22 protein-coding genes are annotated in these 19699 nt (G+C 39.2%); 11 read left to right on the top strand and 11 right to left on the bottom strand.

The genetic code is table 11. The features are described 5' to 3' along the window. Positions 1-7: 7 nt before the first annotated feature. The 3 genes from AC6CH7_RS17645 to gltX all read right to left on the bottom strand — a co-directional run bounded on the left by AC6CH7_RS17645 (position 8) and on the right by gltX (position 3685). A complete protein-coding gene (locus AC6CH7_RS17645; protein ID WP_498263994.1) occupies positions 8-1132 on the bottom strand; it encodes a hybrid sensor histidine kinase/response regulator in 1125 nt (374 codons plus the stop codon). 142 nt (positions 1133-1274) lie between these two features. Beyond that, positions 1275-2111: a KPN_02809 family neutral zinc metallopeptidase gene (ypfJ, locus tag AC6CH7_RS17650; protein ID WP_498263995.1), complete on the bottom strand. Its 837-nt coding sequence runs from the start codon at positions 2109-2111 to the stop codon at positions 1275-1277. A gap of 65 nt (positions 2112-2176) precedes the next feature. Next, on the bottom strand, positions 2177-3685 hold the full coding sequence (gene gltX / locus AC6CH7_RS17655; protein WP_498263996.1) for a glutamate--tRNA ligase: 1509 nt from the start codon (positions 3683-3685) through the stop codon (positions 2177-2179). Positions 3686-3733: 48 nt separating this feature from the next. Between gltX and AC6CH7_RS17660 the strand changes: the two genes are divergently transcribed. The 5 genes from AC6CH7_RS17660 to AC6CH7_RS17680 all read left to right on the top strand — a co-directional run bounded on the left by AC6CH7_RS17660 (position 3734) and on the right by AC6CH7_RS17680 (position 6747). Then, a complete protein-coding gene (locus AC6CH7_RS17660) occupies positions 3734-4954 on the top strand; it encodes a sensor histidine kinase (RefSeq protein WP_498263997.1) in 1221 nt (406 codons plus the stop codon). Continuing rightward, positions 4932-5435, top strand: coding sequence for a DinB family protein (locus AC6CH7_RS17665; protein ID WP_498263998.1), 504 nt, complete (start codon positions 4932-4934; stop codon positions 5433-5435). Before AC6CH7_RS17660 ends, AC6CH7_RS17665 begins: the two co-directional genes overlap by 23 nt. Then, on the top strand, positions 5432-5854 hold the full coding sequence (locus tag AC6CH7_RS17670; protein ID WP_498263999.1) for a hotdog fold thioesterase: 423 nt from the start codon (positions 5432-5434) through the stop codon (positions 5852-5854). Before AC6CH7_RS17665 ends, AC6CH7_RS17670 begins: the two co-directional genes overlap by 4 nt. Before the next feature lie 127 nt (positions 5855-5981). Beyond that, on the top strand, positions 5982-6164 hold the full coding sequence (locus AC6CH7_RS17675) for a hypothetical protein (RefSeq protein WP_498264000.1): 183 nt from the start codon (positions 5982-5984) through the stop codon (positions 6162-6164). A 31-nt stretch (positions 6165-6195) separates the two neighbouring features. Then, a complete protein-coding gene (locus tag AC6CH7_RS17680) occupies positions 6196-6747 on the top strand; it encodes a DUF2911 domain-containing protein (RefSeq protein WP_498264001.1) in 552 nt (183 codons plus the stop codon). Positions 6748-6749: 2 nt separating this feature from the next. On the opposite strand, the gene AC6CH7_RS17685 is transcribed toward AC6CH7_RS17680, so the two are convergent. From AC6CH7_RS17685 to AC6CH7_RS17700, 4 genes are all read right to left on the bottom strand, one after another. Continuing rightward, on the bottom strand, positions 6750-7130 hold the full coding sequence (locus AC6CH7_RS17685; protein WP_498264002.1) for a hypothetical protein: 381 nt from the start codon (positions 7128-7130) through the stop codon (positions 6750-6752). Beyond that, positions 7121-7708: an RNA polymerase sigma factor gene (locus AC6CH7_RS17690; protein WP_498264003.1), complete on the bottom strand. Its 588-nt coding sequence runs from the start codon at positions 7706-7708 to the stop codon at positions 7121-7123. The genes AC6CH7_RS17685 and AC6CH7_RS17690 overlap by 10 nt, the downstream gene beginning before the upstream one ends. 213 nt (positions 7709-7921) lie before the next feature. Continuing rightward, positions 7922-8245 (bottom strand): DMT family transporter, encoded by a 324-nt coding sequence (locus AC6CH7_RS17695; RefSeq protein WP_498264004.1) that lies wholly within the window; start codon positions 8243-8245, stop codon positions 7922-7924. 69 nt (positions 8246-8314) lie between these two features. Beyond that, on the bottom strand, positions 8315-8881 hold the full coding sequence (locus tag AC6CH7_RS17700) for a Crp/Fnr family transcriptional regulator (RefSeq protein WP_498264005.1): 567 nt from the start codon (positions 8879-8881) through the stop codon (positions 8315-8317). A 138-nt stretch (positions 8882-9019) separates the two neighbouring features. Here AC6CH7_RS17700 and AC6CH7_RS17705 point away from each other — a divergent pair, with 138 nt between their 5' ends. The 6 genes from AC6CH7_RS17705 to AC6CH7_RS17730 all read left to right on the top strand — a co-directional run bounded on the left by AC6CH7_RS17705 (position 9020) and on the right by AC6CH7_RS17730 (position 16992). Beyond that, positions 9020-9373, top strand: a complete 354-nt coding sequence (locus AC6CH7_RS17705) for a DUF6249 domain-containing protein (RefSeq protein WP_498264006.1) — start codon at positions 9020-9022, stop codon at positions 9371-9373. Between the two features lie 240 nt (positions 9374-9613). Beyond that, positions 9614-10234: a TetR/AcrR family transcriptional regulator gene (locus AC6CH7_RS17710; protein ID WP_498264007.1), complete on the top strand. Its 621-nt coding sequence runs from the start codon at positions 9614-9616 to the stop codon at positions 10232-10234. Then, positions 10231-11547, top strand: a complete 1317-nt coding sequence (locus tag AC6CH7_RS17715; RefSeq protein ID WP_498264008.1) for a TolC family protein — start codon at positions 10231-10233, stop codon at positions 11545-11547. The genes AC6CH7_RS17710 and AC6CH7_RS17715 overlap by 4 nt, the downstream gene beginning before the upstream one ends. Before the next feature lie 21 nt (positions 11548-11568). After that, the gene (locus AC6CH7_RS17720) at positions 11569-12612 is read left to right on the top strand and encodes an HlyD family secretion protein (protein ID WP_498264009.1); all 1044 of its coding nucleotides are present in this window, start codon (positions 11569-11571) and stop codon (positions 12610-12612) included. Positions 12613-12614: 2 nt separating this feature from the next. Continuing rightward, on the top strand, positions 12615-14162 hold the full coding sequence (locus tag AC6CH7_RS17725; RefSeq protein ID WP_498264010.1) for a DHA2 family efflux MFS transporter permease subunit: 1548 nt from the start codon (positions 12615-12617) through the stop codon (positions 14160-14162). A 241-nt stretch (positions 14163-14403) separates the two neighbouring features. Beyond that, positions 14404-16992, top strand: coding sequence for a phosphoenolpyruvate carboxylase (locus tag AC6CH7_RS17730; protein WP_498264011.1), 2589 nt, complete (start codon positions 14404-14406; stop codon positions 16990-16992). 51 nt (positions 16993-17043) lie between these two features. Here the strand turns inward: AC6CH7_RS17730 and AC6CH7_RS17735 are convergent, their stop codons facing one another. The 4 genes from AC6CH7_RS17735 to AC6CH7_RS17750 all read right to left on the bottom strand — a co-directional run bounded on the left by AC6CH7_RS17735 (position 17044) and on the right by AC6CH7_RS17750 (position 19586). After that, positions 17044-17295 carry a DUF6952 family protein gene (locus tag AC6CH7_RS17735; protein WP_048908165.1) on the bottom strand — a complete coding sequence of 84 codons (252 nt, stop codon included), beginning with the start codon at positions 17293-17295 and terminating at the stop codon, positions 17044-17046. Further along, entirely contained in the window at positions 17295-17603 is a 309-nt protein-coding gene (locus AC6CH7_RS17740) for a thioredoxin family protein (RefSeq protein WP_498264012.1), read from the bottom strand. The genes AC6CH7_RS17735 and AC6CH7_RS17740 overlap by 1 nt, the downstream gene beginning before the upstream one ends. Before the next feature lie 17 nt (positions 17604-17620). Beyond that, positions 17621-18316: a peroxiredoxin gene (locus tag AC6CH7_RS17745; protein WP_498264013.1), complete on the bottom strand. Its 696-nt coding sequence runs from the start codon at positions 18314-18316 to the stop codon at positions 17621-17623. Positions 18317-18416: 100 nt separating this feature from the next. Continuing rightward, positions 18417-19586 carry a hypothetical protein gene (locus AC6CH7_RS17750; RefSeq protein WP_498264014.1) on the bottom strand — a complete coding sequence of 390 codons (1170 nt, stop codon included), beginning with the start codon at positions 19584-19586 and terminating at the stop codon, positions 18417-18419. Positions 19587-19699 lie beyond the last annotated feature (113 nt).

Genomic DNA, 19699 nt, shown 5'->3' on the forward strand with positions numbered 1-19699 from the left:
TTGTCTTTTAATCCGTTTCGGTGCCCGAATTTACAGGTAAAATGAAATAAAATTCAGACCCCTCGCCAAGCGTACTTTTAACCCCAACTTCTCCACCATGTCGTTTTATAATTTCGGCAGAGATGAACAGCCCAATACCCAGTCCTTGAAAGTGTATAGAGGTTTCTTCAACTCTATAAAATTTATCGAACACAGATTTTTGCTGGTCCGGGGCAATCCCGATCCCAAAATCCCTTACTCCCACGTAAATCTTATCAGCAATTACATCGACATGAATGTGAATTTCATTCGTTCCTGGAGAGTATTTAATGGCATTGGTTAAAAAATTAATAATTACCTGTTCAATCCTCATTTCATCGGCATAGACTTCAATGCCCACTTTTCCTTTCCTAATGATGTTAAACTCAGGATTAGCCTGCCGTATAATGTCGATTACACTATCCAGTAGATCATCAATTGCAAAATCTTTTTTGTTAAACTTAAGCTTCCCACTTTCGATTTTTGATATATCTAATAAGTCGGCAATCAGTTCATGAAGCTTTTCTAACTGTACTTGTGCTTTCTCAAGATGTTTTTTAACCGTTGGGATGTCTCCCTTTTCTACGCTTCTTCCAAGCAATTGCATGTACCCTTTAACACTTGTTAAAGGCGTTTTTAATTCATGACTGGCGATACTGATAAATTCATCCTTTTTACGCTCGGCCTGCTTTCTATATTCTATTTCATCCAGCAATGCGTTTTGAATTTCAATCAGCTTCCTGCTTTGTTCATAGATGCGGTAAAACGTTTTTACCTTTAAAAGCAAAATATCCATATCAACGGGCTTGGTAATATAATCGAGCCCGCCAGAAGAATAACCCCTGGTAATAAATTTTAGTTCTTTATTTACAGCAGATAAAAATATTATAGCCGTTTCTTTGGCCTTACTGTAGCCAGAAATAGCCTCTGCTACCTCAAAGCCATCCATCCCAGGCATTTGCACATCCAAAATAATCAGGACATATTCATTCTTAAGAACTTTTTTTAAAGCTTCTTCACCTGAGGACGCAGTATCAACTTCAAAATTATGCCTTTCAAGAACCCTTTTTAAAGAGATAAGGTTCTCTGGCGTATCATCTACAATCAATATCATTATTAAAGGGGAATAAGCTTCTAAATAGCATTAGCAAAAATAATTTGTATAATAGTTTTGTTCTAAAGTTATACAACTCTGGAGAATATTAAGCGTTTAAACTTATATATATATCAAAAAAATTGCAAAACCACAGGCTTATTTATAGTTGTTTTGAACTAAACGTATCCCCTTGATTAATATCTCCAGTCTCAAACCCTTTTTTAAACCAATACATTCTTTGCGCAGATGTACCATGAGTAAATGCATCCGGAACAACCTCTCCCTGAGCTTGTTTCTGCAATTTATCATCACCTATTGCATTCGCTGCGTTTAAAGCTTCGTCAATATCTCCCTCCTCTAATTTAAAGTCTTTTAAGTTTTGAGCATGGTGTGCCCACAAGCCGGCAAGAAAATCTGCCTGTAATTCCAGTTTAACAGACAACCGGTTGTACTCAACCTCACTTACCTGACCTCTGGCTCGCTGCAATTTATCAGAGATGCCCAATAAATTCTGAACGTGATGGCCTACCTCGTGAGCAATTACATAGGCTTGTGCAAAATCACCCGCGGCGCCAAATCGATCTTTTAAATCCTGATAAAAGGACAGGTCAATATATACTTTATGATCTCCCGGGCAATAGAACGGTCCAACCGCCGAACTTGCATTTCCACAGGCCGACTGTACCATATTGGTAAACAATACCATTCTTGGCTTCTCGTATTCCTGTCCCAGGCTTTGAAATTGCTGCTCCCAGACTTGGTTTGTCGACTCAAGAACGCCATCCACAAACTTACCTTCTGCATCAGTCGGGTCTCCTTGTTTGCCCTCAGATTGTGTAACATTATTTACAGGCAACTGACTTACCAGACCTGTTAAATCTTTTCCGAAGAGAAGACCTAAAACTACAATGATAATACCAACGCCACCACCAATGGTGCCGCCACTCATACCCCTTCTATCGTCGATATTACCACTTCCTTTTCCGAACCACTGCATATAATTATTTTTTAATTTGATAAGACAAGAATCCGAGACAATTGTCATACCAAATTACAAAATAATTAGCTAAACACAGTTAATGCATTCTTTATTCTCTGTACAGTTTCCGCTGCACCTAAAGCAAGGGCTATATCAAATACTCCGGGACCGAATTTGCCGCCAACAAGCATTATTCTAAACGGCAGCATTAGCTCCCCTGGTTTAAATTGATGCGCTCCTGCTAATTCTTTAAATTTCTCTTCTAACTCTAAGGCAGTAGTATTGTCTGTAACCAATAAAGCAAAAGCATCAAAAAATGCCGCTTTTTCTACCGTCCACTTTGGTTTTACCGCAGCCAGGTCATATTCAGCAGGGGCAACAAAAAAGTAAGTAGCCTGAGTAACAAAGTCACTCAACAAATTACATCTGTCTTTAATCAAATTAATCACTTTCAGCAAGTAAGCATCGTCTTCAAGTACAATCCCTTGATCCGCAAATGCAGCTTTTACTGTTGGTAACAATTTTTGGGCATCAGCATTTTTAATCCATTCATGATTATACCATTTGGCTTTTTCGAAATCAAATTTTGCTCCGGCCTTGCTTATACGCTCAACCGAGAACTTATCAATTAATTCCGCTAAAGAAAACAATTCCTGATCTGTACCATCATTCCAACCCAACATGGCCAATAAATTCACAAAAGCTTCGGGCATAAACCCAAGTTCTTTAAACCCTTTGGTTAAATCACCAGTTTTGGGATCAGTCCAGTTTTGTGCATAAACCGGGAAACCTAACCTGTCTCCATCGCGCTTACTTAGTTTGCCATTCCCATCTGGTTTTAATATCAATGGCAAATGAATCCATTGAGGCATTATATCTTCCCATCCCAGGTAGCGCCACAATAAAATATGTATTGGAGCAGACGGGAGCCATTCTTCGCCTCTAAAGATATGACTGATCTCCATTGCCTTATCATCCGCCACAACAGCTAAGTGATAAGTAGGCATCCCATCGGCCTTTAATAAAACTTTATCGTCAACTAAATTTGTATCAAAACTTACATGCCCCCTAATCAGATCTGTAAAAGAAATCAATTCATCTTTAGGCATTTTAATACGCACAACATGCGGAGTGTTATTGGCTAAAAGTTCCGTTACTTCATTTTCGCTAAGCGTAAGTGAATTGCGCATTCCTTCGCGTGTAGTTAATCCGTAAGTAAAATTAGGAATCTCCTTACGTTTTGCATCCAGTTCTTCCGGGGTATCAAAAGCATAATAAGCATAACCATCAGCAATTAACTGATCTGCATACTGTTTGTAGGTTGCTTTTCGCTCACTTTGACGATAGGGACCAAATTCTCCACCTTTTTGTGGGCTCTCGTCGGGCGACATTCCACACCATTCCAAACAAGAAACAATGTATTCTTCTGCTCCTTCAACAAAACGCGTCTGATCGGTATCTTCAACACGCAAAACAAACGTCCCGTTGTGTTTTTTAGCAAACAGATAATTAAACAAAGCGGTACGTACACCACCTAAATGCAGCCCTCCTGTCGGACTAGGGGCAAATCTTACTCTTACTTTCTTTTCCATAATAACACTACAAAGATATATTTTTGTAATTTGCCTTTTTCATAATCTATGAATCCTTACGAGAAAAAACGACGATGGAAGTTCTTTTTGCTGTTCTTTGCCATTATTATTGGAGCAGCATCTGTGTTTTATAGCGACTTCTTTGTTAAAAAAATGGAGCGGGAGGAACAATTACAACTTCAGCTTTATGTAAAAGTCACAGAGCAGTCACTGGTTATGTACGATGATGATCGCTACACCAGTTTGATAGAACTCATCAGAACCAATACAAAGCTTCCGGTTATCATGACGGATTCTACAAAGATGGAAATCCTTAGTTTTCAGGGGCTGGATTCGACTAAAACAAATTACGATCTCGAAAAAAAGGCAAACGTAACCTACGATCCTTCCTATTTCGCACGTGAATTAAGAACGATGAAAAAACAGCATCCACCCACTCCAATTACCGGGCTGGATGGCACCCGGTGGTGGATTTTCTATAAAGATTCGCCTACCCTAACACAACTTCGCTACTTTCCTTATATACAATTAGGTGTAATTGCCCTCTTCTTGCTTACAGCATATGTCGCTTTCAGTTCTGCTCGTAAGGCAGAGCAAGATCAGGTATGGGTAGGTATGGCTAAGGAAACCGCACATCAGCTGGGCACCCCTATATCGTCTCTCATGGCCTGGGTTGAGCTGATAAAATCGAGATTCGATGCTGAAGACGACCCGCTCATTGCCGAAATGGAAAACGACATTAAACGTCTCGAAGTAATTACTGACCGTTTTTCAAAAATAGGCTCTAAACCAGTAGTAGAGGACCATGTGGTATACACTGTTATCTATAATTTTGTAGAATATTTTAAATTGCGCACATCTGACAAGATCATCTTTACCATTAGCGGCGATGAGCAGGTACGGGCATTATTGAACGTTCCATTATTTGATTGGGTAATAGAAAATTTACTTAAAAATGCTGCCAATGCCATCGAAAACGAAGGCACAATTACCATAAATATCATTGAAAATCTGACCAAAGAAGAGGTCTTTATTGATGTAACCGATACCGGAAAAGGAATTGCAAGATCTAAATTTGATGCAGTTTTCCAACCCGGCTATACCACCCGGAAACGGGGATGGGGCTTAGGGCTATCTCTAACCAAACGTATTATCGAGAACTATCATAGTGGACAAATATTCGTTAAAGAATCAGAACTTGGCAAAGGCACAACATTTCGTATCGTTTTAAAAAGCAGTATAACTTATGAACCGACCTCAAACACATGAGTACCCCGCCTGGGCTGAAACATATATTAAGCTCGTAGGCGAAGATGTAATTGAATTACTGGAAAAACAAGCTACTGAATTTCCAGATTTTGTGAACTCGTTAATAGAAAAAGCAGATTATGCCTATGCGCCCGGAAAATGGACCATCAAAGAATTGATTGGCCATATTATTGATGCTGAGCGCGTATTTGTATATCGGCTAATGTGCTTTGCCCGCGGAGAACAACATGCACTTCCCGGTTTTGAAGAAGATGACTATGTTGCAAACGCTCATTTTTCAGATAGAAGCTTATTGAGCCTTTCTGAAGAATTTGCGCATTTACGTAGGTCTAATCTTTACTTAATTAAATCGCTTACAGAAAAAGAGCTTAACAGAAGTGGAACTGCTTCTGAAAGACAAATCACGGTAAGAGCAATCCTGTTTGTGATGGCGGGCCATATTATGCATCATGTTGGTATTATTAAAGAAAGGTACTTATGATCTGGTTTACAGAATTTTCCCCGGCAAAGCTAAATAACCAGCCAAAAAATCACATGGGAGGCTTTTTGGATATACAGTTCACCGAAGTGGGTGAAGACTTTTTAACCGCAACCATGCCGGTTGATGAGCGCACACACCAACCTGCAGGAATTTTACATGGCGGGGCTTCTGTTGTGCTGGCTGAAACCCTGGGCAGCGTTGCCTCCTATATGTGTATTGATCCGGAAAAGTATGTGGCCGTGGGGTTAGAGATAAATGCAAATCACTTACGTCCGGTAAAAAGCGGACTCGTAACAGGGATTTGCAAGGCCCTGCATATTGGTGCAAAAACCCACGTATGGGAAATCAGGATTTATAGCGACAAAGGCAAAATGAATTGTGTAAGCAGGCTTACTGTAGCAATCATCAATAAGCCTTAATTTTACACTCCTCCGTAATTCTATTCTGAGATCCAAACCATTTGTAATTTGTATTATCTAACCAATCACAGATAAATTATACACAGATAAAATAAATCAATATCTTTGCGGCCTAAGTATTTTAACAATGACTGAACAAGAAAACAACAACAGTTTTGACTGGGTTTACTACATTTTAGGTATGTTTTTTGGAATTTTAACTGCCTTTATTATTACCGGAAGTTTTGGGTATGCAATTCTTGGCGGTATCGTCGGCTTTATTTTTGGTGCCATTTTCTTAAACGGAATCGTTAAAGGCCGCGAATATTAAACTACCGTTTTCTTTACTACACTTTCTCCCTATGAAGAAAATAATGCTTTTTGCTCTGTTTGCAATATTTGCCGGCAATACAATGGCGCAGGATGTAAAATTCCCGGCTATTGATTCGAGCCCTGCCGACATTGCTTATTTCCCTTTAAGTGTTGCGAAAGCAAAAGACGATTCTAAGCCGCTGATCAAGGTTATCTATTCTCGCCCCTCAAAAAAAGGACGGGAAATTTTTGGTGTGCTTGAGCAATTTGGCAAAGTATGGCGTGTAGGCGCAAATGAGTCAACAGAAATTAAATTCTATAAGCCCGTAGTTATTGCCGGCAAGAAGATAAAAGCTGGTTCTTATAGCTTATTTGCCATTCCAAATAAAGATAACTGGACACTTATCATCAATAAACAGACGGATAAATGGGGCCTTACCTATAACCAGGAAAAAGACGTGTTAAGGACTGATGTACCTGCAAAAGGCTTAACCAACACGATTGAATCGCTGTGTATTACTTTTACACCGCAGGAAAAGGGCGCCAATTTAATTATTGCCTGGGATAAGACCTTTGTTGAGCTTCCAATTGAGATAAAATAGTTTTACTGAAGGCCTTTGGCCCTTTTTCTTCTCAGGATACTGTCGAAATAGATTAATGCTATAACAACATCTATAAACAGGAAAGCAGTTAAAAACCCGGGAGTTAAGGTTTTGTTAACCGCTCCAGTGAGGTCGATTTTAAGTTTAGGCAATTCGTATGTAACAGTGCTATTGGCTATTGCATATATAAAAACGCCGGCAATGAATGCCCCAAAAATGGCCGCTATGCCGTAAATAATTCGATTATCTACCCGTGTTTTTAATGCTACAGGTTGCTTTTCAAGCTTAATCTGCTCCATAACATTTCGAGTAAAAGACATCGACGGCTCTTCCATCTCCATGCCTTTCAGTAACCTGGTTAATTCTTCGTCTTTTAGTTCCATAACAGTTCCTTTACCTCGTCTTTTAATAAAAATTCTAACCGTTCCTTTAGTCGCGCCCTTGCTCTGTGCAGCCTGATTTTAACTGTATTTGCCGGCATATTTAGTGCTGTCGCAATTTCCTCTAAACTTTGTTCGCCCTTATAAAACAACGTAACTATCGCGATATCATCATTAGGCAGCGTAGAAATTGCCTCATCAAGGTATCTGTTTGTCGATTTTCTTTCGGCCAGGTTATCACTCAAATCAGATTTATGCCCCTCTAGCTCCAGTTCGTTTTCATTTCCGTGTATCGACTGCGTATCAATTCTTTTTTTGCGCAAAAAAGACATCGCCGTAGTATAAGTAATGGTATACAACCATGTCGAAAATTTAGACGTTTGCTTAAATGTACCTAAGGCCTTGTATGCCTTTACAAAGCAATCTTGGGCTATTTCTTCTGCATCTTCCCTATTTTTAGCAAAACGCACAGCAAGCGTAAATACAAAGCGCTGATGGCGTTTTACCAATTCCGAATAAGCGGAGGTATTACCCATCAGGACTTCTGCAATTAAGTCTTGATCTGTTTGCTGTTGCTGCATATACAGCTATGACGTCGGGTCATGCCCGCTGGTTACAACAAATGTTTCCTCATACTAATTTATTTGGTTCGCAGCTTCTTGGAGTTCAGCATGATGAGGTATTTTAAAGCACCTGCGAAGTGTTCATTTAAAGCGCTCGTCATCTCTCCTTTCGTCGACAGGACTGACAGAGGGCAGCAGTGGGCGCCATATTATAACCGAAGCCCCCTAAAACTAATGCCCGCCAGCAAAGAATTTTAACCCCAGAATTGAGCCAATTAATGTTGCAATAAAAAAGATGCGCCAGAAATTAGCAGGCTCCTGAAAATATAATATCCCAACAATTACAGTTCCTACCGCTCCTATACCGGTCCATACAGCGTATGCCGTTCCCATTGGTAAAGTTTGGGTGGCTTTATTTAAGAAGTAAAAACTTAACGAAATACAAACAGCAAAGGCCAAACTCCATTTAAAGTTGGTAAAGTTATTGGATAGCTTTAAACAGGTGGTAAATCCCACCTCAAACAATCCGGCAATTATTAAAATAATCCAGCTCATAATTTTTTTTCTGCAAAATTAGGGCGAATTAACAGGCCATTTTTTTACAAATGTTAAAAAATGAGTTTGCTATTTTATTTCTGCACGGATCCGGCTAAGCGTAACCTGGGTAACGCCAAGATATGAAGCGATGTATCCCAGCTGGATTCTTTGGATTAAATTGGGTGAGTTTTTTAGCAATTCGGCATAACATTCTGACGCCGATTTAAATAATCTGGATATATAGCGTTCTTCGAGCTTAATCAGCTCAAGCTCTGCCAATTTCCTGCCCCAGTTTGCAAGGTCTATATTTCCTAAAAAAAGGCGTTGTAACACTTCATCTTTAATTTCATAAAGAATACTGTTCTCTAATAATTCTATGTTCTCGTAGCCCGGTTGCCCATTTATGTAGCTGTTATAGGAAAACACAAAATCGCCTTCCAAACCAAACCAAAAGGTAATTTGGTTATCCTTTCCCTCACAATAAGCACGGGCAATGCCTTTCTTGATAAAGTAAGCCGAGCGGCCTATTTGTCCCGCTTCAACTAAAACCTTGTTTTTGGGCAACTCTATCCTACGCATTTCATCGAGCAAAAGCTTAAGGCTATCTGGCTTTAGAGGATAAATGCTGTTTATTTTTTTTATAAGCTCATCCAATGTATTTCAAAATTTAGATAAAGATAAAATAACAGGAACAAACATTTTTTTTAAATCTGTGTAACCTGAAATATTTTGATGTAGTCATAACACACAGATTCAAAACAACAGAACATTTAAAATATAAAGTAGAATAACATGGGACCAGAATTAGTATTTATATCGCTTTTTGTTTGTACAACAGCAATGGTATTTGGCATAAGATACATGTCTAATAAAGAAAAAATGGCAATGATAGAGCGTGGAATAGACCCGGGAATTGCCCGATCAAGACAAAGTGCCCCTACTCCTTTTTTGAGTTTAAAATTTGGATTGCTAATGGTTGGTTTAGGGCTGGGCATACTAACCGCACTATTTTGCGTGCTGCAAACAGGAATAGATGATGAAGAAGCTGTAGCAGTTTATTTCGGGTCAATCTTCATTTTTGGAGGTCTGGGACTAATTGTATCTTATGTTGTAGAGAAAAAATGGCTCGATCAACAGGGCAGTTAAGTTAAATAAGACCGTTTCAAGAGCCTGCTAAAATATGAGCAGGCTTTTTTTTGGCCAAATCCTTTTAGCCTCTTGGCCACGACCTTCCTCCTAGTACAATCCTCGAGATGACGGGAAAAGAGACCATCACCGATGGTAAACGCTGACTTTTGTCAACCCAAAGTCAACAAATATTGTCTCTATAAAATTAGACACAAATTAATCAATCGATTGATTAATTTTGCCTCACAATTTGATTCCATGGAAAAAGTAGATAAGAGATCGAGTATTCTGGAAGCAGCTTCAAAGCTGTTTGCTGAATTAGGATATGAAGGAGCCTCAACCCGTCAGATTGCGAAAGAGGCCGGCGCAAATATGGCTATGATTAACTATTATTTTGGGTCAAAAGAAGGCGTATTCGTTGAAATGATGAATAGCCGGATACAGGGATTCAAAGATGAATTGAACAGCATTAGCAAAGACCGCCTGTCGGGAATGGAAAAACTGTTAAAAGTGGTTGATGGTTATGCCACACGCATACTTTGCAATCACACTTTTCATAAAATGATGCATAGAGAACTGTCTTTATCTCAAAGACCTGAAATGTTTATCACGATCAAAAATGCAATGGCCGAAAACCTTTTGGTTATACAACACATTATTGAAGATGGAATTGAAGACGGAAGCTTCAGAAAAGTGGATGTAAAAATGCTTATCGCCACTATAATGGGAACCATAAGCTATGTAGCCATCTCCCCTTCTAAAATAACATCAGGAACTACGCTAGACATCAACAACAAAGAAGACCGAAAAATCATCACAGATCGTTTAATTATCCATTTAAAGGATCTCATCACTATTTATCTAACACCCCAACAATGATACGCAACACAATTAAACTAAGCCTTGTCGCTTTTCTGCTCCCTGGAATGCTATATGCCCAAAACATAAAAAAGCTAAGCCTGCAGGAAGCGATTGAGTTAGGCATAAGTAACAGCAAGAATTTAAAACTATCACAAAGTAAAATTGATGAAGCTGTTTCTAAACTCGCATCAGTTAAAGACAATGCACTGCCTACCGCCAGTGCTTCATTTTTATACAACCATGCCGAGATTCCCACTAATAAATTAAGCATAGGTGGGGCAGATCCAATTAATTTGCCTAACAGGGCAGATGCATTTATAGGTACTGCCGCAGTGGAACAATTAGTATATGGGGGAGGCAAATTGAAGTATGCCGAAGCATCAACAAAATTGCTTACTGATGTTGCCCGTCTGGATGCTGATAAAAACAAAGAAGAAGTTAGCTACGCGGTAATAAACACTTACTACTCGTTATATAAAGTTTTACAAAGCAAAAAAGTGGTTGCCCAGAATCTGGAATCTATTGCCGGACAATTAAAGCAATCGCAGCGCTTTTTTGAGCAGGGAATAGTAACGAAAAACGATGTTTTAAGGTTTCAATTACAACAGGCCAATGTATCGCTAACCGAAATGGAGATTGAAAACAACAGGAAGGTAATTAACTACAACCTGGATATTTTATTGGGCCTGGATGAAAACACGGATATAGAAATTGCTGATCCAGACAATGCTTTAAAACCAGTTTCGCCATTAACCTCCTATATCGATTTGGCCCTATCTAACCGTCAGGAACTAAAGCAGGCAGATTTGCAGAATAAGGTTGCCGATATTAACATCAAATCTATTCAGGCAAATACAATACCTACAGTTGGTGTTGGTGCAAACTTGTATTACATTAATCCAAGTGGCAAATTTATCCCTCCAACCAACCAATACATTGTACCAATGACGTTTGGAGCCAATATTTCTTGGAATATAGGGAGCTTATGGACCAATAAAAACAAAGTAACCGAGGCCAGGATCCAACAGAAAAATGTAGGCATCCAAAAAGATATTTTATCTGATCAGGTGAAAACTGAGATCAACAAAAATTATCAGGATTATCAGCTGACTTTAAGTAAAATAAAAGTGCTTGAAACTTCTATTGCTCAGGCCACAGAAAACGACAACTTACTGGCTTCGAAATACAAAAACAATGTTGCCTCTGCCATCGACCGTATCGATGCAGAAACATTGCTTTACCAGGCAAAAATCAATCTAGAATTAGCTAAAGCAGATGCCGGACTTGCCTACTACACGCTATTAAAATCCACAGGAAAAATCGCCCAATAACTACCATAACAAATTACAGCAATGACAACTGAAAAGAAAAAGAAAAACAAAGTTATACCAATCATATTAGGGGTATTAATTGTAATTGGAGCCATATTTGGCACCAAAGAGTATATTTACTATAGCAAACACGTAGATACGGATGACGCACAGATTGACGGAGACATTAGCCCTGTTGTTGCACGTGTTGGAGGATATGTAAAAGAAATTAAATTTGAAGAAAACACTCCTGTAAAAGAAGGCGATGTTCTGGTTAAGCTTGATGATAGTGATTACAAAGTAAAGCTTGAGCAGGCCATGGCAGGACAAAAAGGCGCCAGTGCTGGTGTAGGTGTTTCTGAATCGCAAATTGCGGCTACTGCTGCCAATACAAGTACCGCAAGGGCTAATATTGAGGAGGCAAGAGTTAAATTAGCTTTAGCGCAAAAAGATTACGATCGCTATGCAAACCTGATTAAAGATGGCTCTATTACCCAACAGCAATTTGACCAGGCTAAGGCGCAAAAAGAATCGGCCCAGGCTGCATTTACTGCCGCTAAAGATCAATATACCGCAGCAGTTAAGCAGGTTGGCACTACTCAGTCGCAGTTAGCGGTAAGCAATACCGGCGTTAGCCAGCAGCAGTCGGAAGTTGATTTTGCTAAATTACAGCTGTCATATACAGACATTAAAGCCCCGGCAACAGGAATTGTTTCTAAAAAGAATGTTCAAAAAGGACAGCTGGTACAAGCCGGCCAGTCTTTGTTTTCTGTTGTAAATGAAAACAGCATTTACGTTACGGCAAACTTTAAAGAAACCCAACTTGAAGAAATCAATCCTGGACTGAAAGTTAAGGTAGAGGTTGACGCTTATCCTGATGCTGATGTCCAGGGTGAGGTTTATAATTTTGCGCCTATTACTGGCGCAAAAGGCTCTTTGTTACCTCCTGACAATGCTACAGGTAACTTTGTAAAAGTAGTACAACGTGTACCCGTAAAAATAAAAATCACTAAAGCACCTAAAGAGATCATGGCAAAATTACGCCCTGGTATGAGTGTTAAGGTTTCTGTTTCCATAAAAGACTAAAAATGGCCGAGAAAGGTTTAAAAAAGTGGATAATAACCTTTACAGTGATCACGGCTTCATTACTGGAGCTGATTGATACCACTATTGTAAACGTTGCTATACCCCAAATACAAGGTAACCTTGGTGCCACCCTCGAGGATGTTGCCTGGTTATCTACCGGCTACGCCGTAGCCAACGTAATCGTACTCCCCATGTCTGGATGGCTGGGTAGTCGTTTTGGCCGAAAAAACTATTTCCTGTTCTCTATCATACTTTTTACTATCGCATCTTTCCTTTGTGGAAATGCAACCAACCTCGAAGAGCTGATCCTATTTCGCATATTGCAGGGACTTGCCGGTGGGGGCTTAATTTCTACCGCTCAGGCGATATTAATTGAAACCTGGCCACGAGAGGACGTTGGTATTGCCACAGCTTTGTTTGGACTGGGCGCAGTTGTAGGGCCTACTGTAGGGCCAACAATTGGTGGTTATTTGCTAGAGATCAGTTCATGGCCGTTGATTTTTTATGTAAACATTCCCGTCGGTATCCTGGCAGCCTATTGTACCTATATGTTTGTTCGGGAGACGCCTAAGGATGGAAAAGGGATGCCTGTAGATTGGTGGGGCATTGCATTACTTGCAATTGCAGTTGGAAGTTTACAGACTGTATTGGAAAAAGGCGAAAGCGAAGACTGGTTTGCCACCCCTTATATTACAGCACTTGCAGTTACATCTGCCCTAGGCTTATTGCTGTTCATTTGGAGGGAGTTAACTACCGACCACCCTATTGTGAACTTTAAGATTATGCGCCACAGAAGCTTTTCTGTGGGTATGGTTACCTCGTTTATCCTGGGTTTCGGACTATACGGATCCGTTTTCGTGTTCCCTGTATTTTGCCAGAATTTACTGGGCTTTTCGCCTCTGCAAACGGGAGAATTGCTGTTTCCGGGTGGTTTATGTACCATCGTAATGATGCCCTTTATTGGGATTTTCCTTAAAAAAGGCATCCCGGCTCAGTTTATGGCAACCATCGGGATGTTTCTCTTCTTCGTATTTTGTTCTATGCTCAGTAAATCTACCCTGCAATCAGGAACCAACGATTTCTTTCTTCCTTTGATGATAAGAGGCGTTGGTATGGCTTTATTGTTTGTTCCGTTAACGACTTTAGCCATTCAGGATCTTAAAGGTGCTGAGATTGGACAAGGCTCTGGTTTGAACAACATGATGAGACAACTTGGTGGTTCATTTGGTATCGCTGCATTAACTACTTTGATACATGTTCGCCAGGGTTTTCACCGCAACAATTTACTTGTAAATATTAACGAATATAACCCTGCATTTACCGATCGTTTTAATGGCTTTATAAAGAATTTTATGGCCAAGGGATATAACTATTTAGATGCAAAATCTTTGGCTGTAAAAGCCATCGAAGGCACGGTTACAAAACAGTCATTACTGCTCACTTATAGCGATGCATATTGGGTGGCCGGGCTGATACTTTTATGTTCAATTCCGCTGTTGTATCTTCAAAAATTCAAAAAGAATGTTGAAGTTCCGGCAGACTTACACTAAACAAAACAGCCGTTAAGAAAATCTTAACGGCTGTTTTACCCCAAAAAATTAACAATTAAATTGCCTCATTTATTGCGTTTCCGCCCTCAAATCAGCACATAAGTTTAAAAGGATTTGTTTAACCTCTATGGTACTAAGTTAGTTTTTTTTGCAAAAAAACCAAAATTAAATTAATAGTACTTTGAGGTCTTTTTTTTGAATCATTTTTGGTAGCTTAAGCGCGAAAAAATACCCTTTAAATATGATGCAGAAACAACGCGCAAAAGGTCAGAGAGAATCAGTATTTAACAACGAAGTAGTATCCAGATTTGAACTCTATAACAGCCTTTTCCTTACCCTTCCTTTTTACAAGATTAAAGATACCGGCACACTGTTGCCGTTGTTTATAAAATACTGTGAAGATGGTGTAAATAACCATGAGACTCCGGCAGAAATTATTAATGCTTTTTTCAAGAAGTATACGCAAAATAACGGGGCTAAGGACGTGATTGATCTTCTGTTCAGATTTATCCAATACATTGAGCGCCAGGTGGTGTTATTTGATGCTGTTGAGGATGCTTCTTTTAACAAACTGAATGCTTCTGATGAGCATAATGCATTGCTGTCTTATCTAAAAAAAGGAATTGATGACAGCTCTTTAAATCAGAAAATAGAAAAACTGATTGAAGAATTCTCTTTAAGACTTGTTTTAACCGCACACCCCACTCAATTTTACCCTGGAAGCGTATTGTCTATCATCACAGACCTTACCGCTGCCATTAAAATTAACGACATTACCAGTATCCACCTTTTGCTTCAGCAACTAGGTAAAACGCCATTTTTCAATAAGAAATCACCAACCCCGGTTGATGAGGCGCTAAGTTTAGCCTGGTACCTCGAAAACGTGTTTTATTTTGCAGCAGCAAACATTCAATCAGAAATAGACAAAAGCCTGAACGATTACAGCCTGGACTCTAAAAAGATTATAGAACTAGGTTTTTGGCCAGGTGGTGATAGAGACGGTAACCCGAATGTACATACCGAATCTACCGTACAGGTTTCAAAAATGCTTCGCCAGATCTTGTTCAGATGCTATTACCGCGATTTTAGAAACCTGAAAAGGCGTATCACCTTTAGAGGAGTTGATGAGCCTATCGCTATAGTTCATGATGTATTGTACAAAAATGCCTTTGATCCGAATATTGAAATGGAAAACATTTCTGACTTTCTGATCGAACACCTGAATAAAATTAAAAATACTCTGGTAGATAGCCACGACGGCCTGTTTGCTGATATTGTTTCTGACCTGATCCGTAAAGTTGAGCTTTATGGCAGCCACTTTGCCTCGCTTGATATCAGACAGGACAGCAGAGTTCTAAGAGACGTTCATGCCTATTGCCGACAAAGCAAGCCGATCAATTCTATGTTCCCAGAGAACTATGAAAGCTTGTCGGAAGAAGAAAAAATCAAGACCCTATCCTTTAAAAGTGCAAGAGTATCGCATAGCGACAAAGCAGATTCATTGGTTCAGGATACACTTCAAACCATTACTGAAGTGAAGCAAATACAGCAAAGCAATGGAGAACTTGCCTGCCACCGATTCATTATCAGTAATTGTCAGCAAGCGAGTGATATTTTGCAATTAATAGAGCTTTTCTTATGGAACGGATGGGAAGAAAATGATCTTTCTATTGATTTCGTTCCCTTATTTGAAACAGTTCATGACCTTGCTGATGCGGCTACAATTATGGAAACATTGTATGCTCATCCGTTTTACAAAAAACATTTGAAGAAAAGAGGGAACAAACAAGACATTATGCTTGGCTTCTCTGACAGCACGAAAGATGGCGGTTATTTAATGGCAAACTGGTCCATTTTTAATGCCAAGGTTGCTTTAACAGAAACGGCAAACAAACACAATATTCAACTTGCTTTTTTTGATGGTCGCGGTGGCCCGCCATCAAGAGGCGGAGGTAAAACGCATCGTTTCTATGCCTCTATGGGTAAAGAGATTGCCAATAAAAATATTCAGCTTACCATTCAGGGACAAACAATCAGTTCTCAGTATGGCTCTATTGACAGTGCCGAATTTAACATTGAACAATTAATAAACGCAGGTATTTCTGCGGGTATTAAGGAAAGACATAATATTTTATTAGATCCGGTTCATAAAAATCTTTTGGATATAATGGCGCAGGAAAGCTATGAATCATTTGTAGCATTGCGTAAGCATCCATTGTTTTTAAGTTATCTGGAGAAATTCTCGCCGCTTACTTTGTTATCGAAAATTACCATCAGCAGCAGGCCGGTAAAAAGAAATTCTGGAGGTGCATTAAAACTGGAAGATCTAAGGGCGATAAGCTTTGTTACCGCATGGAGCCAGCTTAAACAGAATATTCCAGGATTTTATGGCATGGGCACGGCATTGAAGAGCCAGGAAAAAGCAGGAAACTGGGATAAGGTTGTTAAGACCTATCAGGAATCTGGCTACTTTAAAACCATCATAGACAACTGTATGATGTCTATGAGCAAGTCTGACTTTGCTGTTACGGCTCACTTTATAAACGACAAAGAATACGGTGCTTTCTGGAAGATTCTTTTTGATGAATTTACGCTTTCTAAGGAAATGCTTTTAAAGCTAGCTGGTCATGAGACACTAATGGAGAATTACCCTGTAGAGAAGCGCTCTATTGCCGTTAGAGAAAAGATCGTACTGCCTTTGGTGCTTATCCAGCATTACGCTTTAGAACAGCTACAGAACGAAATAACAGAGGAAGAAAAACAATCTTATGAGAAGCTTGCCATCAGAACCGTATACGGCATTGTAAATGCCGGGCGTAACCTGGCGTAAGAACATAAAAAAAGGGGATATTGACATCCCCTTTTTTATTATGTTGCTAAATTAATGCCTGTCAATTGACCCCATTACTTTTTGACCAAATGCGTTTAGCGCATCTTTTTCAACTGCTCCTGCTTTTACGTTCTCATGAACTTCAAGCGCTCCGCAGATATTGGTGATCATCTCTCCTGCTACATCAATTTCTTCCTCACTTACCCCTCTGAATTCACAAAAAGCTTCTAAAACAGATAAAGTTGCCTCAAGATTTTCTGGAGTAGTATTTTGGAATAGCTGTCTTATAACCGGAATTTTCATTATTTTATTTTATTAAATAATTCGCTTAATACTTCTGCTTTGTTCGTTTGAACCTGATCTACCAAAGTGCCGCCTTCAAAGGCTGCAAAAGTTGGTAAATTGTCAACCGTTGCCAGTTTACGTGAAGCCGGAAGTTTTTCGGCATCCACAATTAAGAAAGCAACATCTTCGTTTTCAGCAGCTAGTTTCTTAAACTTCGGCTTCATGATTCGGCAATTCCCGCACCACGATGCAGCATACTGAACCATTACTTTCTTGTTTTCAGCAACATATTGTTGAAGATTATCTTCTGTTAATTCTAAAAACATAATTTTTAATTAATTGATTAGTTAGCGCTTAAATATTCAGCAACGCCAGTTCTATTTGCGTTCATTGCTTCTTTTCCTTCTTCCCAGTTTGCAGGGCAAACTTCGCCATGTTTCTGAACGTGAGCATAAGCGTCAATTAAACGTAAATATTCTTTAACGTTTCTACCTACTGGCATATCGTTAACGCTTTCATGGAAAACTTTACCGGTTTCGTCAATTAGGTAAGTTGCTCTGAATGTAACGTTTGATCCAGAGAAGATTTCGTTTCCTTCTTCATCATATTCAACCTCTTGCTCAACAATACCTAAAATGTTAGATAATTGTCTGTGCGTATCTGCTAAAATCGGATAAGTAACACCTTCAATACCGCCGTTATCTTTTGGAGTGTTCAACCATGCAAAGTGAACTTCGTTTGTATCGCATGATGCACCAATTACAATTGTATTTCTTTTTTCAAAGTCAGGTAAAGCTGCTTGAAAAGCGTGCAATTCTGTTGGACAAACAAAAGTAAAATCCTTTGGATACCAGAATAATAAAACTTTTTTCCCCTTGCTCACTGCTTCTTCAAATACATTGATCTTTAAATCGTCACCCATTTCTGACATCGCATCGATACTAACACTTGGGAATTTTTTTCCTACTATAGCCATAATTATATTTTGTGTTTTATTGTTGTTTTTTGATGGTGCAAAGGTAAGCGTATCCGTACTCAAAAACAACCATATTCAAGATATAACAGATACTTAATCTTGATAGGCACATAGACGAAAACTATAACACAGAAAAACAAATTAGTTTCTATCTATTTATGTTTTACCTCAGTATTCTTCCTGTTTTATCTGTATTAACACGAAATGGGTTTAGATATTCATTTACCAGAACGGCAAATTCTCTTCTTGTAATATTGCGCTTAAGATCATATTCTGTTTTAAATTTATATACGGTTTTCCAGTTCTTCTTAATCTCCTCTTCCGTATTCTTTGGCGATTTTCCACCCACATAACAAACAAGGTTTAGCGTTGCGCCGATAGTCATTTCGGACTCCTTATGTTCATCAAACCAGATCTGTGCTTTATAATAATACTCCTTAATCGGTTCCTTTATTTCTGCTGTTGATACCGTCCGCTCCGGTTCAAAATTAGCCACTCCGTTAGCTATATCTGCTTTTAAAAATCCCGAAAGACCCAGAAACTGAATAGATTTCCAGTTGGTGTCAGTAGGCATAATATCTGCAAATGGCATTAGAGACAACTGGTACTTCATTAGCTCTCCCTGTATCTCCTTTAAAGAAGCCTGAGAGGTTTTGGTTTTGAAAAAAGCAGCATAAGCAGCCACAGCTCCTGCTGCCTGTCCTGCAGCAATGCTTTCAATTCCTGAATTTAGCACCACAAGATTATCCTGTTCAGGAATAAGCAGATCGCTTAGAAAAAGTAAATTCGCAGATGTATTTTCAACCTGCTGCCCCGAGGCAATGCTTGTTCTGTAAAGATTGTTGTTGTAAGTAAGCAAATGCCACGACTTATTTACACTTTGCAAGGGAATAGCCGCATTGACCTTTCCTGTTCTGTCCGCGTTCACCATCGCAATAGCCTTTACTGTTCTGCCGTCGCTTAGCTGCACACTCCAGCCGCTTCCAGATCTTTTTAATTTTATCCAGTTCGCATTTTTTATGACTGTCAGATTCTTAAGCGTATCTGTCCATGATTTTATGGCAGAGTTGATTTGAGCTTTATCTCGAGTCTTTAAACCCTTAATTAGGTTCGCTTCTATTCCGGAAGATAAGTTCCCGGAGCTGGGTGAAGCTTCAAACCCTCCTCCCGGTAATAATAGAACTGTTTTAGCACCAGAAACACTTGATTGAATGCTTGCTGCCAGTGCACCACTCCCGTTACCAATAACCAAAACTCCCGTTTTAATGGTTTGGGCATTCCCCAACTGGAGAAATAATATAGTGGCTAGTACAGTAAAAAATCCCCTTTTCATTTTGTATATTTATTTTACATGTGCAATATCCCTTAAATCAATCTATTTTCAATACAATAGCAATTAAGGATAATTAATTTAACCTATTTTAACAATTTTAGGCCTATTTGGCA

It is taken from the genome of Pedobacter sp. GQ55, from assembly GCF_059758925.1.

What these genes read in the sequence shown, in the direction of transcription:
- AC6CH7_RS17665 (WP_498263998.1), top strand. Translation starts at nt 4,932, where the DNA reads ATGAACCGACCTCAAACACATGAGTACCCCGCCTGGGCTGAAACATAT.
- AC6CH7_RS17725 (WP_498264010.1), top strand. Translation starts at nt 12,615, where the DNA reads ATGGCCGAGAAAGGTTTAAAAAAGTGGATAATAACCTTTACAGTGATC.
- AC6CH7_RS17730 (WP_498264011.1), top strand. Translation starts at nt 14,404, where the DNA reads ATGATGCAGAAACAACGCGCAAAAGGTCAGAGAGAATCAGTATTTAAC.
- AC6CH7_RS17695 (WP_498264004.1), bottom strand. Translation starts at nt 8,245, where the DNA reads ATGAGCTGGATTATTTTAATAATTGCCGGATTGTTTGAGGTGGGATTT.
- AC6CH7_RS17705 (WP_498264006.1), top strand. Translation starts at nt 9,020, where the DNA reads ATGGGACCAGAATTAGTATTTATATCGCTTTTTGTTTGTACAACAGCA.
- ypfJ (WP_498263995.1), bottom strand. Translation starts at nt 2,111, where the DNA reads ATGCAGTGGTTCGGAAAAGGAAGTGGTAATATCGACGATAGAAGGGGT.
- AC6CH7_RS17720 (WP_498264009.1), top strand. Translation starts at nt 11,569, where the DNA reads ATGACAACTGAAAAGAAAAAGAAAAACAAAGTTATACCAATCATATTA.
- gltX (WP_498263996.1), bottom strand. Translation starts at nt 3,685, where the DNA reads ATGGAAAAGAAAGTAAGAGTAAGATTTGCCCCTAGTCCGACAGGAGGG.
- AC6CH7_RS17680 (WP_498264001.1), top strand. Translation starts at nt 6,196, where the DNA reads ATGAAGAAAATAATGCTTTTTGCTCTGTTTGCAATATTTGCCGGCAAT.
- AC6CH7_RS17710 (WP_498264007.1), top strand. Translation starts at nt 9,614, where the DNA reads ATGGAAAAAGTAGATAAGAGATCGAGTATTCTGGAAGCAGCTTCAAAG.
- AC6CH7_RS17645 (WP_498263994.1), bottom strand. Translation starts at nt 1,132, where the DNA reads ATGATATTGATTGTAGATGATACGCCAGAGAACCTTATCTCTTTAAAA.
- AC6CH7_RS17690 (WP_498264003.1), bottom strand. Translation starts at nt 7,708, where the DNA reads ATGCAGCAACAGCAAACAGATCAAGACTTAATTGCAGAAGTCCTGATG.
- AC6CH7_RS17715 (WP_498264008.1), top strand. Translation starts at nt 10,231, where the DNA reads ATGATACGCAACACAATTAAACTAAGCCTTGTCGCTTTTCTGCTCCCT.
- AC6CH7_RS17675 (WP_498264000.1), top strand. Translation starts at nt 5,982, where the DNA reads ATGACTGAACAAGAAAACAACAACAGTTTTGACTGGGTTTACTACATT.
- AC6CH7_RS17735 (WP_048908165.1), bottom strand. Translation starts at nt 17,295, where the DNA reads ATGAAAATTCCGGTTATAAGACAGCTATTCCAAAATACTACTCCAGAA.
- AC6CH7_RS17750 (WP_498264014.1), bottom strand. Translation starts at nt 19,586, where the DNA reads ATGAAAAGGGGATTTTTTACTGTACTAGCCACTATATTATTTCTCCAG.
- AC6CH7_RS17685 (WP_498264002.1), bottom strand. Translation starts at nt 7,130, where the DNA reads ATGGAACTAAAAGACGAAGAATTAACCAGGTTACTGAAAGGCATGGAG.
- AC6CH7_RS17660 (WP_498263997.1), top strand. Translation starts at nt 3,734, where the DNA reads ATGAATCCTTACGAGAAAAAACGACGATGGAAGTTCTTTTTGCTGTTC.
- AC6CH7_RS17740 (WP_498264012.1), bottom strand. Translation starts at nt 17,603, where the DNA reads ATGTTTTTAGAATTAACAGAAGATAATCTTCAACAATATGTTGCTGAA.
- AC6CH7_RS17670 (WP_498263999.1), top strand. Translation starts at nt 5,432, where the DNA reads ATGATCTGGTTTACAGAATTTTCCCCGGCAAAGCTAAATAACCAGCCA.